The organism is Citrobacter sp. C6_1, from assembly GCF_014596835.2.
GTDB lineage: Bacteria > Pseudomonadota > Gammaproteobacteria > Enterobacterales > Enterobacteriaceae > Citrobacter > Citrobacter pasteurii.
The window spans coordinates 3,306,674-3,322,730 of the sequence record NZ_CP115031.1 but is presented as its reverse complement, the minus strand read 5'-3'; the positions used below and the strand labels follow the sequence as shown (position 1 = coordinate 3,322,730).

Sequence of the window (16,057 nt, the reverse complement as noted above, 5' to 3'; positions counted from 1 at the left end):
CCTGTCAGGGCTTCACCTGGCAGGGGTTTTCTATAGCAAATCAGTTGCTGTTAACGTACAACCAGCACCGGCAGGGTCGCGTGACGAACAACGCTGGAGGCGTTAGATCCGAGCAGATGGGTGCTGATTGATGGGTTACGTGATCCGATGACCACCACATCTGCATTCAACTCTTCACCCAATTCGTTGACCACATCACGCACGCTACCAAAGCGAACGTGCTGCTTAATGCGGGAAGGATCGATACTGAAGTGACCGACCATCGTTTGCAGACGGGTTTCCGCTTCGTGTTGCAGATGCTCTTCAAAACGGCGAACGTCAGCGGCAAAGCGGTGCAAACTCAGACTGGCAGAACCTGGGAGCACATGCAGCAGATGGATCACCCCTTTGTCTTGTGCCAGAAATTCTGCATGGCGAACAGCCTTGTCGCTCAGCTCCATTTCGAATACATCAACAGGCATTATGATTGTGTTGTACATAAACATTCTCCTTGTCATTACATGAACACATAACAGCATAGTATTAAAAATGATTCTGTCAGTCACGACACAGATTTATGTTTTTCGAACAGGAGAAAAGGAAGTGCAGTAAATGAAAGAAAGCAGGGGGTGAAGCGGAAAGAGGATGCGGATGCATCCCCTGTAAGATAAAGCGAGTCGCTTTGATAAGACAGAGTTAGCGCAGGTAGTCGCCTGCAGCTTCAGGCTGGTACTCAAGCTCGATGACTTCGAGGTGGGTCGATGTACCGCCCGGTAATTCCCAATGGATCGTATCGCCAACGCGCAGACCCAGAAGCGCTGCACCGACTGGCGCCATTACCGAAAGCTGTGTACTGCTGTCAGTCATATTGGCCGGATATACCAGGGTACGTACACGTACTTCGCCATCGCTCAGATTGCGGAATTTCACGCGGCTGTTCATGGTCACCACGTCGTGCGGCATGGTTTCCGGGGAACACATTTGGGCGCGATCCAGTTCAGCGTTTAATGCGTCCGCTATCGGTAAACCAGCAAACGCAGGTTGCTCCAACAGGCGGTCAATGCGTTCCGCATCGAGGTCGTTAATGATAATAGTTGGTCTGGACATTTATTACTCCATGTCGTCGATACTGCGGATGCGCAGGTAAATAATCCCAAAAGAAAACCCTCACCGTCAGGCGGCAAGGGTTTAGCTTTTATGATGATACTGAGACTTACCCCTGGTTTGAAGTGATTTAGTTCACATTCAGGCAAATCATCAATATTGCTGCAGATGAAGGGGGAGGTAAAAAACGTGATCGTTCTCAAATTTGCATTATGCTTTTTAAGCGCTCGCTGCGGGCGCGCCACGACAACTCAGTGTTCCTCGACAGGAGATCTCATGAGCCAGTACGACAAACTTACCTTAAAAGATGGCAGCTATTTGCATTTCAAAGACTGGGGAAGTGGACAGCCCATTGTCTTCAGTCATGGTTGGCCGCTGACGGCAGATGCGTTTGAGGATCAGATGTTGTTCCTCGGGTCGAAAGGATTTCGTGTGATCGCCCATGACAGGCGTGGACATGGGCGTTCGGCCCAACCCTGGGATGATCACAATATGGATCAGTATGCTGACGATCTGGCTGAACTTACCGCGTATCTCAATCTTAAAGATGCCGTCCATGTCGGACACTCTACCGGCGGTGGGGAAGTGGCTCGTTATATTGGCCGCCATGGGACGCAGAGGGTAGCAAAAGCGGTACTCATTGGTGCGGTAACCCCCATCATGATTAAAACCGACTTTAACCCGAATGGTGTACCAAGGGAGGTGTTCGATAGTATTCGTGAAGGCGTTGTGAACGATCGTGCCGCCTTTTTCTATGAGTTGACGGCTGCATTTTATGGCTACAATCGACCTGGCGCAAAGGAGTCGAAGGCGATCCGCGAAAGTTTTGTCGAACAGGGCTTACAAGGATCAATCAAAGCACTGTACGACTGTATCCATGCTTTCTCGGAAACAGACTTGCGTGAAGATCTCAAAAAAATGACCATCCCGACGCTGGTGATTCATGGTGACGACGATCAGATTGTCCCGTTTGAAACCTGCGGCAAGGTTGCAGCAGAAATCCTACCAGATGCACAGTTGAAGGTGTATGCCGGAGGGTCTCACGGTATTTGCACCACCCATAAACAGCAGATCAACGCCGATCTACTCGACTTTATTCAGTCGTAATCTTTTGAGAAGTACTACGCTGTTCCGCCCGACAGGGGAGCAGCGTAGCGTTCGGTCGGGCTGTTCAGTATCCTGTTTTGTCGATAATAAACTGTTTACCGCAGTTACCTGGATGCGGTTGCGGCAGGAATGAACGGGATGATAAAGGTTGGTTGATGGCATCGGCTTTTAATGAAAACTGGATCTCCGTCAGATAAGCGGGGTTGCCGTGACAACTTAGCTTCACTGCTTTGATATTCTCTTTGCCCCAGTTTTTAGCGAATGCGGCGTCAAATGCGCTACGGCTGACGGTTTTACCGTAGTTATCCGCCAGAAACTTGCCCGTCTCGCTACTCTTAATCTCATTGTTCAACCGCACCATGGTGCCGAAGTACGCGTCGGGATCAAAACCGAAACAGGCGCCATGTTTGGCATACTCGTAACGTTCCAGACAGGATCTCCCACCGGCGCCGGGCATGACGGCGCTGAGTTTTGCCGCGCTTTCCAGCGACAGCCCGGTTTCGGGAGCGGCGCATTTCCGGCTGGCGCGAGCTTCAGGCAGGTTGGGTATGGGGCGAGTCGCGCAGCCAAAACGCATCCAACGACGATTATCGACACCGCGGGCGGCAATGGATTTTGGCAGGCTGGGCCACAGGCCATGAACCGTCAGAAAATCTGCTTTATTGTCGGTCTCCTTTTGCAAACGGCATTCGTCAGGCTCCTGACGATTACGCTCATGCTGACTCTGACAAAAACCGGTTTGCCAGGAGAGGGCCAGCACGTAGCGGTCAAAATCACCGTACTGTCTGGCCTGAAGTTCATCGGCCTGAGCCGCAGAAACCGGCAGCAGAAGCGCTGCCAGTAAAGAAAAAGAACGCCATGTTGATGTCATGATGAATTCGGACACTTATATAAATTCTGAATATCATCTATTTAATCATAAAAAATGCCAGTCAGGTTTAGCTGACTGGCATCATTTTAGCTATGCGTTTTGACTATGTGTAAAGTGCGCGGATTAACTCCACATTGCCAGAATCGGCCAGCCAACCAGCAGAAGCATTGAGATGTAGATGACACCGAAGATAGCACCCAAACGCCAATAGTCTTTGGATTTCACATATCCACAGCCATAGATGATAACACCAGGGCCCGTGGCATACGGAGTCAGACAGCCCATGATACCGATGGACAACACCAGCAGGATACACAGATGTTCCATCGGAACGCCCGGGATACCTTTACCTACCGCCAGAATAACTGGCAGCATGGTGGCGGTGTGTGCAGAAAGGCTGGCAAACAGGTAGTGAGCAAAGTAGAACACCAGTACCAGAACGATTACTGTCGCATTAGGCGAGAACCCTTCCAGGTGCGTGCTCATGGTGTTGGCAAACCAGTCGATGAAACCGGAACGGGTCAAACCGTTGGCCATTACCACCAGAGTGGCAAGGTTGACCAGGGTGTTCCATGCGCTGTTATAGCGAGTAATGTCTTTCCACGGTACAACATGCAGAGCCAGCATCAGGGAGACTGCCAGCAGACCCACTGCGGTAGCGTCAATCAGCTTGCCGCCAAATACCCACAGGCCCAGGCTGAGCAGTACCAGGCCGATCAGCGTTATCTCTTTACGGGTCAGTTTACCCATAGTTTTCAGTTCATCGCCGGCCCATGCTGCAACTTCAGCACTGTGGGTGACTTCCGGTTTGTACAGTACGTAAGACAGCCACGGGGCAACGATCAGCAAAAGAATACCGACCGGCAGGAAGCTGAGGAACCACTGCAACCAGCTGATTTGAATGCCAGCGATTTTGTTAACGAATTCCAGACCCAGTACGTTTGGCGCAGCGCCGGTAACGAACATAGAGGAACTCAGGCTGGTACTGATAACCATCATCCACATCAGATATCCGCCGATACGGCGTGCGGAAGGATCGTTAGGGAAGGATTTGAACAGTGGCGGCAGGTTTTTGATAACCGGGAACACTGTACCACCGGTACGCGCGGTGTTGGACGGCGTAAACGGTGCCAGCAGGATGTCGATAATAACAATCGCATAGCCCAGCGTCAGGGTACGTTTACCCATGAATTTCACCAGAAACAGCGCGATACGACGACCCAGACCGGTGACTTCATAACCCAGCGCGAATATAAACGCACCGAACACCAACCACACGGTGGTGCTGGAGAAGCCTGCCAGACCCCACTTCAGCGCTTGTTTACCTGCTTTAAACGCCGGGTCGGCCAGTTCGGAAGCATCAAACAGCAGGTAGTTGCTGCCAATAACGCAGATCGTGACGGCGATAAAGCTGATCGCTGTTGCCGGGATCGGCTCGAGGATCATACCGACGATCATTGCCACAAATACGGCAAAGTAGTGCCAGGCCTGTGGAGGCATTCCATCAGGGACGGGGATAAGAAACATGACACCCATCACGACCAATGGGGCCAGTAACTTCCAAATTTTATCTTTTGCTAAAGACATGTGTGTGATTCTCCGGAAAGGATCTTTAATTGTGATAATGATGAACTTGCGAAATCTGAGCTAAGAACCAGGTAACGATCAGCAGATCGGCGCAGCCTCCAGGACTGAGGTTGCGTTCGATGCACTGTTGGTCGAACTGGTGTAGGTAATGGAGATCGGCAGGGGTACGAATTCCCCCTTGCTGCAATAATGTGGTGGCCTGCTGTTGTATCCACCGCAGACCCTCCGCGCCACCACGTGAAGCCACGTTGGTGTCGCCATTGATAGACATCAGCAGCAATAATGTGTCGAGTAACGCCAGTTCAGGGTCGCGGCCCTGAGTCAGCAGTGCGCGGTAGTGCGGCAGGGCATGCTGGATGACGAGCGGATATCCCGCTTCGGCTTCGCCCCGTGCGCCGGTTAATCCCAGTTGCTGATAAAGACGTTGGCCAGCCGTGAGTTGTTGATTGTTCTGGCGCAGTTCGCGCTCGGTCAGGCCACGGCAAAATGTTGCTGCCGTAGAGCAAATGGTTTCAGCGGTAACAGTCAGTTGGAGTTGGTGCAGGCGGCCAATGGCGGCACACAGCAGTCCCAGAGAAAAGACGCTGCCTTTATGGGTATTCACCCCGGCGGTGGCGCGAAACATATCGGCTTCGCAGGCCATACCCAGCGGACGCAGTCCTTTCAGTACCTCTTCAGGTGCCAACTGCGCGCTGAATGCGCCGTATTCGATAAAACGTGGCAGCCAGGCCTGGATAGCCTCTGCGCTGCGATGAAAATCTTCCAGCGCCATATCTTTATGTGCGCCGTTATTAATGCGATCCACCAGGCCCGGTTTGGGCGATAAGTTGACTTCAGTCAGCATGGCGCGCCAGGCAAGCGTTGCGTAGGCGTCGGGCAGATCCAGTGGAAGGACTGCGTTATTCGTCGATGTTGCGGGAATCGGCATCATGCAGCAGTGCCTCCATTTGAATGAGTAAGTCGGAAAGCGCGTGGGTTTTACCCCGCGCACAGTCGGCAGCGCTTTGCTCGCACAACAGACAGCGGCGGGCAGGAAGCGCGAAATGACGGCGGGACAGGATTTCTCCTTCAGGGGTCAGGACATCGATGTCCCATAACCGTCCCAGCGGATGTGAATGCTCAAGCTCGATGGTAGCGAGCTTGAGGTCGTGGGCTGGCGCCTCAATGGACAACAGTCCTTCCGGACCGCTGGCAGAGACCAGCGCAGTTTGCTCCCTGACAATCCAGGATGATTGTTTCGCCAGCGTAAGCAGGGCGATGACGCCGTGATTAAAGATGCGACGGGTTAATTCGCTGTCTTTGATCGGACCTGGCGCTACCACGGTAAAAGAGACCAATGGCGCGTGATGACGCGTGAGCCAGGCATGTTGCCTCGCTTGTCTCTCATCACGGCTGGCAAGCAGCTCGGGAATGGAAACCGCGTGGCAGGTGGCGTGTTCAGGGAGCAGGTGCATGGCTTATTCCTTCACCTGATGCACAACGTCAATTACTGAGCCATCGCGATAACGCACAACGGCAATCACGCGGTCAGTAAATTCGATAGCGCGGGGCTGACCGGTAAGCTGCTGGGCACGTTCGCGCAACCATTCAATGGACACCACTTTCATGCCCGCTTCTTGCAGACGTTCTGCCAGCTCAGGGCGTGCAGGGTTGACGGCGATACCGTGGTCAGTGACCAGGATATCAACGCTGGAACCCGGGGTTACGCAGGTCAGGACGTTATCAACCAGCGTCGGGATGCGCCCGCGAACCAGCGGTGCGACGATGATGGAAAGCGCTGCGGCAACAGCTGTATCACAGTGGCCACCGGATGCGCCGCGCAGTACGCCGTCAGAACCGGTCAGTACGTTAACGTTGAAGTGGGTATCCACTTCAAGCGCGCTCAGCACCACGACATCCAGACGATCGACAGAGGCGCCTTTTGAGCCCCAGTTGGCATACTGGTTAGCACTGATTTCAATGTGATTTGGATTGCGTGCCAGAGATTCTGCCGCATTACGGTCGAAGCTCTGTACATCCAGCAGTTTGCGGATTAAGCCTTTCTCATGCAGGTCAACGATGGTGGCAGTGATGCCGCCCAGCGCAAAGTCAGCACGGATGTCGCGGCTGCGCATTTTGTCTTCCAGGAAACGGGTAACGGCCAGAGACGCGCCGCCGGTACCGGTCTGCAATGAGAAACCTTCTTTGAAGTAGCCGGAGTTAGCAATAACATCTGCTGCGCTGCGGGCGATCAGCAATTCGCGCGGGTTGGTGGTCATGCGAGTGGCATCAGCACCAATTTTGTCAGCATCACCGACCTGGTCGATTTGTACAATTAGATCCACCTGATCCTGGGTAATGCTGGCTGGATTATGCGGGTAGGTCAGCAGCTGTTCGGTCAGCAGAACAACCTGTTTTGCGTTTTCAGCATCGACACGAGCGTAGCCCAGCGAGCCACAGCAGGCTTTACCGGTGTAACCGTTGGCGTTACCAAACGGGTCACAGGACGGCACGCCGAGGAAGGCGACATCAATGTTGAGCTCGCCGCTTTGTACCAGATGTACACGACCACCGTGAGAGTGGACCTGAACAGGTTCAGCCAGCAGACCGCGAGAGATCTCTTCTGCCAGCGGGCCACGCAGACCAGAAGTATAAATACGGCTGACGACACCCTGGCGAATGTGTTCAACCAGCGGCGCATGGCAGTCGCTCAGGGAGCTGGAAGCCAGCGTCAGGTTTTTAAAGCCCATTGCAGCGATGGTATCCATCACCAGGTTGATCGTCAGATCGCCACCACGGAAAGCGTGGTGGAAGGAGATGGTCATACCATCCTGTAAGCCTGAACGGCGAATGGCCTCTTCCAGGTTAGCGCACAGCTTTTTGTTGCGCGGTTTTTGCGCCTGTAATTCAACTTTTGCGGTGCTCTGATAAGCGGAAAGCTCGCTTTCTGCATGACGGCTCCAGGTCGCCACGCGATCCTGTCGTTGAGACTGTTCGATTTTCTGCGTCATTTTTTTGCCTTATTCTTCGCGAATGCCGGAAAGTTCTGCACGGGAGATAACCAGAAGGGCGCGCTCGATAACCGGGCTGTCGACCATCTTGCCGTTCAGGGAAACTACGCCACGGCCTTCACGGGCGGCGGCTTCAGCGGCTTCTACCACCAGACGTGCGTGAGCCAGCTCTTTACGCGTCGGGGCATACAGGTTGTGCAGGAGTTCAATCTGACGCGGGTTGATGAGCGACTTACCATCAAAACCCAGTTGCTTGATGTGTGCGGCTTCGTGCAGGAAACCCGCTTCGTTATTGGCATCGGAATAGACGGTATCGAACGCCTGAATGCCGGCGGAACGCGCAGCCTGCAGAATTGAGCAACGTGCAAACAGCAGTTCGGTACCTTCCGGCGAGCGTTCGGTGCGCAGGTTACGCACGTAGTCTTCTGCGCCGAGAGCAATACCGATCAGACGCTCGGAAGCGTGGGCAATTTCTACCGCGCGGGTAATACCTAATGGTGATTCGATAGCGGCCAACAGACCGGTGCTACCGGGTTCACGACCACAGGCGTTTTCAATACGCAGGATTTCGCTTTCGATATCGGTGACATCCTGGGCGGTATCCGTTTTGGGTAAACGCACGATGTCAGCACCACCACGTACGACGGCTTCGAGGTCATTGATGCCCCATTCGGAGTCGAGGGCATTAACGCGCACGATAGTTTCAATGTCGTGATACAGCGGATGCTGTAGCGCGTGATAAACCATGCGGCGCGCGGTATCTTTCTCACGCAGTGCGACGGAGTCTTCCAGGTCGAACATCAGCGCATCTGCCGGGTAGATGAATGAGTTGCTGACCATCGCGGCGTTAGCGCCTGGTACGAACAACATGCTGCGGCGTGTGCGGGATTTACGTTGTTGTAAAGAATCGGAAATCATTGGCAATCCTCCCATGGCAGTGCCGGAATGCCGCTGGCGCGGGCCAGTAATGCTTCCAGTCGCGCACGCAAAATGCAGTCCAGTGCGCCTTTATCATCAACATTTAATTGCACGCCGCGGACGTTATAGCGGGACAGAACGTCCAGAATGGTGGCCCTGATGGCATCACCGAACTGCTTTTCGACGCTACTGTTAACCTGCAGGTCAATATCCTGCGTATCGAGCGGGGCGATGCGGATCATCACATCACCGGACTCGAGAGTGCCTGCGACGGCTGCCTGGTTTATTTTCATTTTTCACCTGTTGCTAATGCGGGGGTATTTTGGCGGACTGCCGCAGCCGATGAGGTTCGCTCAACCATGCTTTGCAAGTAGTGCAGCGTGGCTTCGGGAACCAGGGATGCGATAGCCGTGAGATCTTTTTTAACCAGCAGCTTGCGCACCCAGGAGGCGGAAATCGGCATCTCCTGGAAACACAGCCGCTCAATTTCCACCAGTTCAATCGGCGGGGCGGGAAGTGTTGGGGTCTCCAGCCAGTAGCGCATATCGTTGTTGTACTGGGAGGTGACGGTGCAATACGGCTCAGTCCCGACGAAGCGGTGCGTAACGCCGAGTGCTGGGGCCAGGTACTGACGGAAAATTTTCAGGTCTATTTCGGTGTAGCAGTGGTTAATAACGCTCTGCTCTTTAATGAAGTAGCACGGGAACGTGGCGCGAGAGATGATGTATTCCGAACCGCGGTGTACGGTTAAACGTGGAATATCTTTTGTCCCTTTGAGAACCAGGTTCAGTCGGTCTTCATACGGGAAACGCGAAGTATCTTCTTTCACCAAAAACAGATGCAGCCAGTCGCACTGTGCGGCGGCTTGTTGGATCAGAAAACGGTGCCCGTTGGTGAAGGGGTTGGCGTTCATCACGATACAGCCAATTTTTTTCCCTTCACGACGCTGTTTTGCCAATGATTCAGCGTAACGTTTGAGGCGAGTGGTGCTGTTTTCCATTAATACCATAATGCCGGGCACGCTGGTCAGCGTCGAAAAGCCGCACTGCTTAAACAGTGACTCATACTCGGTTTTGGTATAGATGAAGAGATGAGTGCAATGCCGCTCGTAGGCGAGGTTGATTAACTCAGTCGCCAGCGTCAGTGCTAAGCCTTCACCGCGTACGGATTCACAGATCGCGACGCATTTAATGATATTGCCGGCGATGCCGCCACAAGCGATCAGGCGGTCGTTACGGGTGACGGTGATAAATACTTCGACGGTGGTATCAACGCTCAAATCGTTTTCTTTCAGAAATTGAGCGATAACCGCCATCTTTTTATTTTCTGAGCGTTTAACTTGCGTGAATATATTATTACCGAACATAGTAAATAGAGCCCCGATGGTATATTTGTTACTGGGTTTCTGTTTTTGTTGCTCTGCTTAGCAACTTGATAACGTTTTGTTTGCAATTGAAGGGAATGTTTTTTTATTACGGAGTATTTCTTTTTTTCCCTGTTGCATACATCGTAAGGAGTATTTTGGCGGCAAATTTTGATTTATTTCACAATAAGTTAGATGGTTTTAATGTGTTTTATGGTTTTAAGTTTTTTAATTAATTTAACCCGGAAATAGCGTGTGGTTTTTATTTGTTTAATTGATTTAAGGTGGGGAATCTGTAACGATCCTATTTTAGGCCGTGACTTGTAAATAAAACATTTTTATTACATATACAACGAAAAATAAGTTTCGGTTAACGTCGGTGAGGAAAACATATGTCGAAAAAGAAAAATAAAACACGGTTTCCTTTTTTTCGCAGTCTGGCGTTTCCGTTGCGTATCTTTCTACTCATTCTGGTCGTTTCTGTTTTTATCATCGCGGCGTTAGCACAATACTTTACCGCCAGCTTTGAAGATTATCTGGCAACGCATGTCCGCGATATGGCAATGAATCAGGCGAAAATTATCGCCTCGAACGACAGCATTATTGCTGCCGTAAAGCACCGTGATTACGAGCGTCTGGCAACGATAGCGGATAAGTTGCAGAGCGGGACTGACTTTGACTATGTGGTTATCGGTGATACCCACTCGATCCGTCTTTATCACCCTAATCCGGATAAAATCGGCTACCCCATGCAGTTCACCAAACCCGGTGCGCTGGAGAAAGGGGAAAGCTACTTTATTACCGGTAAAGGGTCTATCGGGATGGCGATGCGCGCCAAAACCCCTATCTTTGATGATGATGGTAAAATCATCGGTGTTGTCTCAATTGGCTACCTGATCAGTAAAATCGACAGCTGGCGCTCGGATTTCTTACTTCCGATGGCTGGGGTGTTCATTCTGTTGTTGCTGGTGCTTATGTTACTTTCCTGGTTTTTTGCCGCCCATATTCGGCGTCAGATGTTGGGTATGGAGCCTAAACAAATCGCGCGGGTGGTACGTCAGCAGGAGGCGCTGTTTAGCTCAGTCTACGAAGGCTTAATTGCTGTTGATCCTGACGGGTGCATTACGGCGATAAACCGCAGTGCGAGAAAAATGCTGGGGCTCTCGTCGCCCGGACGTAAGTGGTTGGGTAAGCCGATTGCGGACGTCGTTCAGCCAGCAGACTTTTTTACCCAGCAGATTGCGGAAAAGCGTCAGGATGCGATGGTTAACTTTAATGGATTGAGTGTTATTGCCAACCGTGAGGCGATTCGCTCTGGCGATGAACTGCTCGGAGCTATCATCAGCTTTCGTAGCAAAGATGAAATTGCGACCCTGAATGCCCAGCTAACACAAATCAAACAGTATGTAGAAAGTCTGAGAACGCTACGTCATGAACACCTGAACTGGATGTCCACCATCAATGGTCTGCTACAAATGAAAGAGTATGACCGGGTGCTGGCCATGGTTCAGGGAGAGTCGCAGGCGCAGCAGCAACTCATTGATAGTCTGCGCGGCGCTTTCGCCGATCGTCAGGTTGCAGGCCTGCTGTTTGGCAAGGTACAGCGTGCGCGGGAACTGGGCCTCACTATGATTATTGTGCCTGGCAGTCAACTGCATAAACTTCCTGAGGGGTTGGATAGCACAGAGTTTGCAGCAATTGTTGGCAATCTGCTTGATAATGCTTTTGAAGCCAGTTTGCGTACCCAGCAGGGTAACAAGGTCGTTGAACTCTATCTGAGCGATGAGGGCGATGAGGTGATCATCGAAGTCGCCGATCAAGGTTGTGGCGTACCGGAAGCATTGCGCGAAAAAATATTTGAACAGGGTGTGAGCACTCGTACCGATGAACCAGGCGAGCATGGCATCGGTTTGTATCTGATTGCAAGTTATGTGAGGCGCTGTAATGGGGTTATTACGCTCGAAGATAACTCCCCCTGCGGTACCTTATTTTCTTTATTTCTTCCGAAAGTGAAAAAAAACAATGACGGAACCATTAACGCTGTTGATCGTTGAGGATGAAACGCTACTGGCGGAAATGCATGCTGAATATATCCGCCATATACCCGGTTTCAGCCAGATATGGCTGGCGGGTAATCTTGCGCAGGCAAGAATGATGATTGAGCGTTTTAAGCCCGGTTTGATTCTTCTTGATAACTACCTGCCAGATGGTAAGGGCATCACTTTATTACACGAGCTGACTCAGGCACGTTACCCAGGCGGCGTGGTGTTTACCACGGCAGCCAGTGATATGGATACGGTTTCTGAAGCCGTACGCAGCGGGGCGTTTGATTATCTGGTTAAACCTATAGCCTACGAGCGACTGGGGCAGACGCTTACCCGCTATCAGCAACGCAGAAGAATGCTGGCCGGTAATGACAGTGCCAGCCAAAAACAGATTGATGAAATGTTTAATGCCTATGCGCGCGGTGAGCCGAAAGGGGATTTGCCGACGGGGATCGACGCGCTAACGCTGAATGCGGTACTTAAGTTATTTGCTGACCCGACGGTGCATCATACTGCGGAAACGATCGCCCAGGCGCTTACTATCAGCCGTACCACCTCCAGACGCTACCTGGAGTACTGTGCCAGCCGCCATTTGATCATTGCGGAGATTATTCACGGGAAAGTAGGTAGGCCGCAGCGTATCTACCACGGCGGCTAATACACGTCATCCTTTAAGCAGCCTCTTTGTTGGCTGTGTGCAGAAACCCCAGTCACATAGTTATCTATGCTCCTGGGGATGTCTTCACTTTCCGCCGCGATGCAGCATAAATGATTTTGTGTATTAAGGTCAGGTATTGACAGATATCGTTAACCGCCAATCAGGGCAGACGTTGCCGGTACCATCACTTCAGTAGCAATAATCACAATCAGCAGTCCGACCAGAACCGGAACAGAAGTCCGTTTTACGACTTCAAACGGTGAAATCCTCGCCATCCCCGCGACAGCCACAACCACACCGGATACCGGGGAGATTGTGCGTCCGAGGTTTGATGCCTGCAGCATTGGGATCGAAAGGTAGGCAGGGTTGATACCGGAAGAGTGCGCCAGTTTTGGGATCATCTCAACGAAGGCGTAGAAAGGCGCGTTACCGGAGCCCGTGGTCATTGCGGCCAGCATGGTCAGGATAACCAGCACCAGCATCAGAATAATGCTCGCAGAACCAAATGAGGTGGCGATAGAGATCAGACTCTGAATAAAGCCAATGGTGCTCAGACCCTGAGCAAATACACCGGCTGCAACTAACAGCATGACGACGTTAGCAAAGGCATCTGCCATTCCGCGGTAGGCGACTTCCAGACCTGAGAAAACCTTCTGGGTGTTGAATCCGCGGATGAACTCCAGCACTGCGGCAATAAGCATGCACAGCACCAGAATCGTGATAATGTGCAGTTGCGGGCCCCATTTACCATCAAAAATCAGTACACCGACGATCGGGGTAAACGGCAGAATGGCGTAAAACGAGGGAGCTGTAGTGGTGATTTCTGCCACATCTAACATTTCGTGAGAGATGTTCTCTTTTTTATCCAGATAGCGCTGCCAGAAGTAATGAGCAATCGCCATACCAATAATGGCCGCAATGGAAATCGGCAGCGTGGTTTTAAACGCGAAGTCAATCAGTGGCATTTCCGCTGCTTTTGCAGCCAACACGACATCCCCGGAAGTTGGAGAAAGAATGATTGCGGCAGGGGAGGCGCAAATGGCCGCCGCAGCACCACGACTGATCCCAACGTTAACCATGACCGGAAAGAGTGTCGCCATCAACAGCACGCCCAGCCCGGTTGCCGAAGAGACGGCCAGTGACATCAGGCAGGCAACAAAATAGGCGGCAATCATTAGCATGTAAGGCGAGTTGATATATTGCAGGGGTTTGGAGGCCAGCTTAACGACCATATCGTTCGCGCCGATATGCGTCATGTAGGCGGCAAAACCACACAGCATCATAATCATCATGCCGAGATCGCCGCCGCGGCTCATTAGCAAAATCTTAATATATTCAACAATATCTGTCGCGGTGTAGCCAGTACTTTCGGCACTGCCGGGCAGAATTTTATGTCCCATCAGGGCGCTGATAATCAATAAAGCCAGGCCCCCGACAAACAATACGCCGGTCGCGGAATAACCTTTAATGATGTAGCGAGCTACACCCACAATAACAACGACTCCAATAAGGAGTTCTATAAATGTCAACATTGTTTCCCCTGTCATATTGACGCCCAGAAAGTTAAAAAACTAAAAAAAGCATAAAGCGGTGTGAGAATGTGCCTAATAAACACCTGCCTCTTGCTGATTAAAATCAATAAAAATACGGATTCAACCGATGGCGCAGGCGTTTTTTCAACATAGCGGATGAGAAGGGAGTACTGCAATCAAAAGTTGTAAAGCGCTCTGGTTTTATGTGTTATTTTGCTTTGTAATGATGCATTTATGTTAATTGATTGTAATATATTTTGGCGTTTTTGCATAAAAAAGCTGGTTAATAAAAATAAGAGAGCGTGTCATAAATAAAAACCACAATAAACATAATGATAATAATCTGAAATTTATATGTGGAGAATATTCTGATTTTTTATTAGCGCATCTTTGTTAAGTTAACGTTAAGGTTCCGTTTGCTACAATTAATACTAACTCCCAGGATGGTAATTAAGTCGTGATTGTCGCTAAACGTTATTTTCTCATTTTTTCATTTCTTTTTATTCAGTTAGCCTTTATTCCCCAGGGGATTGCTGAGGATAAAGGGTGGTTTGATACTTTTAAAGATAATGTCAGTGAAACCTGGCAGCAGCCCGAACATTATGATCTGTATGTGCCGGCCATTACCTGGCATGCGCGTTTTGCCTACGATAAAGAGAAAACCGATCGCTACAACGAACGTCCCTGGGGGGCAGGATTTGGCCAGTCCCGTTGGGATGATAAGGGTAATTGGCACGGGCTCTATATTATGGCCTTCAAGGATTCCTTCAATAAATGGGAGCCGATTGGCGGCTATGGCTGGGAAAAAACCTGGCGACCGCTGGCCGATGATAATTTCCGTCTGGGGCTGGGCTATACAGCTGGTTTCACCGCGCGCGATAACTGGAACTATATTCCCGTGCCATTGATCCTGCCGTTGGCATCGATAGGCTATGGCCCGGCAACGTTCCAGATGACCTACATTCCGGGTACGTATAACAACGGAAATGTCTACTTTGCCTGGATGCGTTTCCAGTTTTGACAGACTACCTGTATTGTCAGGTGGATTATTATAAACTTGTTTAAAAACAAATGGATATGTTGTTTGTCTGAAAAATAACGCGACATTTATCACTTTTTGACAAAGTTCGACTGGACAAAGTGCATCACAATTGTTGTACTGATACCCGACACAGCATTTGTGTCTATTTTTCATGTAAAGGTAATTTTGATGTCTAAGATTAAAGGTAACGTTAAGTGGTTTAATGAGTCCAAAGGATTCGGTTTCATTACTCCGGAAGATGGCAGCAAAGACGTGTTCGTACACTTCTCTGCAATCCAGACCAATGGTTTTAAAACTCTGGCTGAAGGTCAGCGCGTAGAGTTCGAAATCACTAACGGTGCCAAAGGCCCTTCTGCTGCAAACGTAATCGCTCTGTAAGCATACGACAGCAAGCATTCAAAACCCGCTTAATTGCGGGTTTTTTTCGCCTAGTGTGCAGGAGAAGCTGAAACCAGCCAGAATGCCAGGGCGGTCATCGCAAATGAACCCAACAGGTTAACCAGCACATTCACCATTGCCCAACCAAAGCGTCCTTCCTGCAGCAAAAACACCACTTCTGCCGAGAAGGTTGAAAACGTCGTCAGTCCCCCGCAGAAACCGGTGGTAATGAACACTTTCCACATTGGATCAATGTTTGTCATGCGGTTAAACCACGCCAGCCCCATGCCAATAATAAACGCGCCAATCAGATTTGCTGCCAGCGTACCGAATGGGATGGCCTGATGCAGCGGATTGAAGCGCATGCTTAACATCCATCTTGCTACGCTTCCTGTACCGCCACCGATAAAAACTGCTAAAAGGAGTTGTAACACTGCGTAATCCTGCTATTTGATTGTATATAGCGTGAGTGTAACGCTGAAT

The 16,057-nt window shown here is 50.8% G+C and carries 17 protein-coding genes; 5 read left to right on the top strand and 12 right to left on the bottom strand.

Features of this window, described 5'->3' with window-relative positions; genetic code table 11:
- Nucleotides 1-50 precede the first annotated feature (50 nt).
- Both uspG and rnk read right to left on the bottom strand, forming a co-directional pair.
- Nucleotides 51-479 (bottom strand): universal stress protein UspG, encoded by a 429-nt coding sequence (gene uspG / locus IB196_RS16105; protein ID WP_005120854.1) that lies wholly within the window; start codon nt 477-479, stop codon nt 51-53.
- Between the two features lie 196 nt (nt 480-675).
- Nucleotides 676-1,086: a nucleoside diphosphate kinase regulator gene (gene rnk / locus IB196_RS16100; protein WP_005120853.1), complete on the bottom strand. Its 411-nt coding sequence runs from the start codon at nt 1,084-1,086 to the stop codon at nt 676-678.
- A 273-nt stretch (nt 1,087-1,359) separates the two neighbouring features.
- Between rnk and IB196_RS16095 the strand changes: the two genes are divergently transcribed.
- Nucleotides 1,360-2,190: an alpha/beta hydrolase gene (locus IB196_RS16095; RefSeq protein ID WP_188231781.1), complete on the top strand. Its 831-nt coding sequence runs from the start codon at nt 1,360-1,362 to the stop codon at nt 2,188-2,190.
- 64 nt (nt 2,191-2,254) lie between these two features.
- Here IB196_RS16095 and rna read toward each other — a convergent pair whose 3' ends face one another.
- The 8 genes from rna to citC all read right to left on the bottom strand — a co-directional run bounded on the left by rna (nt 2,255) and on the right by citC (nt 9,922).
- Nucleotides 2,255-3,061 (bottom strand): ribonuclease I, encoded by an 807-nt coding sequence (gene rna / locus IB196_RS16090; RefSeq protein ID WP_005120850.1) that lies wholly within the window; start codon nt 3,059-3,061, stop codon nt 2,255-2,257.
- Nucleotides 3,062-3,184: 123 nt separating this feature from the next.
- Entirely contained in the window at nt 3,185-4,648 is a 1,464-nt protein-coding gene (gene citT, locus IB196_RS16085) for a citrate/succinate antiporter CitT (protein ID WP_005120849.1), read from the bottom strand.
- A gap of 25 nt (nt 4,649-4,673) precedes the next feature.
- Nucleotides 4,674-5,579, bottom strand: coding sequence for a triphosphoribosyl-dephospho-CoA synthase CitG (gene citG / locus IB196_RS16080; RefSeq protein WP_188231782.1), 906 nt, complete (start codon nt 5,577-5,579; stop codon nt 4,674-4,676).
- Nucleotides 5,548-6,102, bottom strand: a complete 555-nt coding sequence (citX, locus tag IB196_RS16075) for a citrate lyase holo-[acyl-carrier protein] synthase (protein WP_005120847.1) — start codon at nt 6,100-6,102, stop codon at nt 5,548-5,550. The genes citG and citX overlap by 32 nt, the downstream gene beginning before the upstream one ends.
- Before the next feature lie 3 nt (nt 6,103-6,105).
- A complete protein-coding gene (gene citF / locus IB196_RS16070; RefSeq protein WP_182290799.1) occupies nt 6,106-7,638 on the bottom strand; it encodes a citrate lyase subunit alpha in 1,533 nt (510 codons plus the stop codon).
- A 9-nt stretch (nt 7,639-7,647) separates the two neighbouring features.
- Entirely contained in the window at nt 7,648-8,556 is a 909-nt protein-coding gene (locus tag IB196_RS16065) for an aldolase/citrate lyase family protein (RefSeq protein ID WP_005120844.1), read from the bottom strand.
- Nucleotides 8,553-8,849, bottom strand: coding sequence for a citrate lyase acyl carrier protein (citD, locus tag IB196_RS16060; RefSeq protein ID WP_005120843.1), 297 nt, complete (start codon nt 8,847-8,849; stop codon nt 8,553-8,555). The genes IB196_RS16065 and citD overlap by 4 nt, the downstream gene beginning before the upstream one ends.
- On the bottom strand, nt 8,846-9,922 hold the full coding sequence (citC, locus tag IB196_RS16055) for a [citrate (pro-3S)-lyase] ligase (RefSeq protein WP_005120842.1): 1,077 nt from the start codon (nt 9,920-9,922) through the stop codon (nt 8,846-8,848). Before citC ends, citD begins: the two co-directional genes overlap by 4 nt.
- A gap of 389 nt (nt 9,923-10,311) precedes the next feature.
- Between citC and dpiB the strand changes: the two genes are divergently transcribed.
- Both dpiB and dpiA read left to right on the top strand, forming a co-directional pair.
- Complete coding sequence (dpiB, locus tag IB196_RS16050; protein ID WP_155021554.1) at nt 10,312-11,973, top strand: sensor histidine kinase DpiB; 1,662 nt, start codon at nt 10,312-10,314, stop codon at nt 11,971-11,973.
- A complete protein-coding gene (gene dpiA / locus IB196_RS16045; protein WP_005120841.1) occupies nt 11,942-12,622 on the top strand; it encodes a two-component response regulator DpiA in 681 nt (226 codons plus the stop codon). Before dpiB ends, dpiA begins: the two co-directional genes overlap by 32 nt.
- Before the next feature lie 149 nt (nt 12,623-12,771).
- On the opposite strand, the gene dcuC is transcribed toward dpiA, so the two are convergent.
- Entirely contained in the window at nt 12,772-14,154 is a 1,383-nt protein-coding gene (gene dcuC, locus IB196_RS16040; protein ID WP_188231783.1) for an anaerobic C4-dicarboxylate transporter DcuC, read from the bottom strand.
- 457 nt (nt 14,155-14,611) lie between these two features.
- On the opposite strand from dcuC, the gene pagP reads away from it, so the two are divergent.
- Both pagP and cspE read left to right on the top strand, forming a co-directional pair.
- Nucleotides 14,612-15,175: a lipid IV(A) palmitoyltransferase PagP gene (gene pagP / locus IB196_RS16035; RefSeq protein WP_005120838.1), complete on the top strand. Its 564-nt coding sequence runs from the start codon at nt 14,612-14,614 to the stop codon at nt 15,173-15,175.
- A 189-nt stretch (nt 15,176-15,364) separates the two neighbouring features.
- A complete protein-coding gene (gene cspE, locus IB196_RS16030) occupies nt 15,365-15,574 on the top strand; it encodes a transcription antiterminator/RNA stability regulator CspE (RefSeq protein WP_000034825.1) in 210 nt (69 codons plus the stop codon).
- A gap of 50 nt (nt 15,575-15,624) precedes the next feature.
- Here cspE and crcB read toward each other — a convergent pair whose 3' ends face one another.
- Nucleotides 15,625-16,008 (bottom strand): fluoride efflux transporter CrcB, encoded by a 384-nt coding sequence (gene crcB / locus IB196_RS16025; protein ID WP_040232560.1) that lies wholly within the window; start codon nt 16,006-16,008, stop codon nt 15,625-15,627.
- Nucleotides 16,009-16,057: the final 49 nt, after the last annotated feature.

What these genes read in the sequence shown, in the direction of transcription:
- uspG (WP_005120854.1), bottom strand. Translation starts at nt 479, where the DNA reads ATGTACAACACAATCATAATGCCTGTTGATGTATTCGAAATGGAGCTG.
- rnk (WP_005120853.1), bottom strand. Translation starts at nt 1,086, where the DNA reads ATGTCCAGACCAACTATTATCATTAACGACCTCGATGCGGAACGCATT.
- IB196_RS16095 (WP_188231781.1), top strand. Translation starts at nt 1,360, where the DNA reads ATGAGCCAGTACGACAAACTTACCTTAAAAGATGGCAGCTATTTGCAT.
- rna (WP_005120850.1), bottom strand. Translation starts at nt 3,061, where the DNA reads ATGACATCAACATGGCGTTCTTTTTCTTTACTGGCAGCGCTTCTGCTG.
- citT (WP_005120849.1), bottom strand. Translation starts at nt 4,648, where the DNA reads ATGTCTTTAGCAAAAGATAAAATTTGGAAGTTACTGGCCCCATTGGTC.
- citG (WP_188231782.1), bottom strand. Translation starts at nt 5,579, where the DNA reads ATGATGCCGATTCCCGCAACATCGACGAATAACGCAGTCCTTCCACTG.
- citX (WP_005120847.1), bottom strand. Translation starts at nt 6,102, where the DNA reads ATGCACCTGCTCCCTGAACACGCCACCTGCCACGCGGTTTCCATTCCC.
- citF (WP_182290799.1), bottom strand. Translation starts at nt 7,638, where the DNA reads ATGACGCAGAAAATCGAACAGTCTCAACGACAGGATCGCGTGGCGACC.
- IB196_RS16065 (WP_005120844.1), bottom strand. Translation starts at nt 8,556, where the DNA reads ATGATTTCCGATTCTTTACAACAACGTAAATCCCGCACACGCCGCAGC.
- citD (WP_005120843.1), bottom strand. Translation starts at nt 8,849, where the DNA reads ATGAAAATAAACCAGGCAGCCGTCGCAGGCACTCTCGAGTCCGGTGAT.
- citC (WP_005120842.1), bottom strand. Translation starts at nt 9,922, where the DNA reads ATGTTCGGTAATAATATATTCACGCAAGTTAAACGCTCAGAAAATAAA.
- dpiB (WP_155021554.1), top strand. Translation starts at nt 10,312, where the DNA reads ATGTCGAAAAAGAAAAATAAAACACGGTTTCCTTTTTTTCGCAGTCTG.
- dpiA (WP_005120841.1), top strand. Translation starts at nt 11,942, where the DNA reads ATGACGGAACCATTAACGCTGTTGATCGTTGAGGATGAAACGCTACTG.
- dcuC (WP_188231783.1), bottom strand. Translation starts at nt 14,154, where the DNA reads ATGTTGACATTTATAGAACTCCTTATTGGAGTCGTTGTTATTGTGGGT.
- cspE (WP_000034825.1), top strand. Translation starts at nt 15,365, where the DNA reads ATGTCTAAGATTAAAGGTAACGTTAAGTGGTTTAATGAGTCCAAAGGA.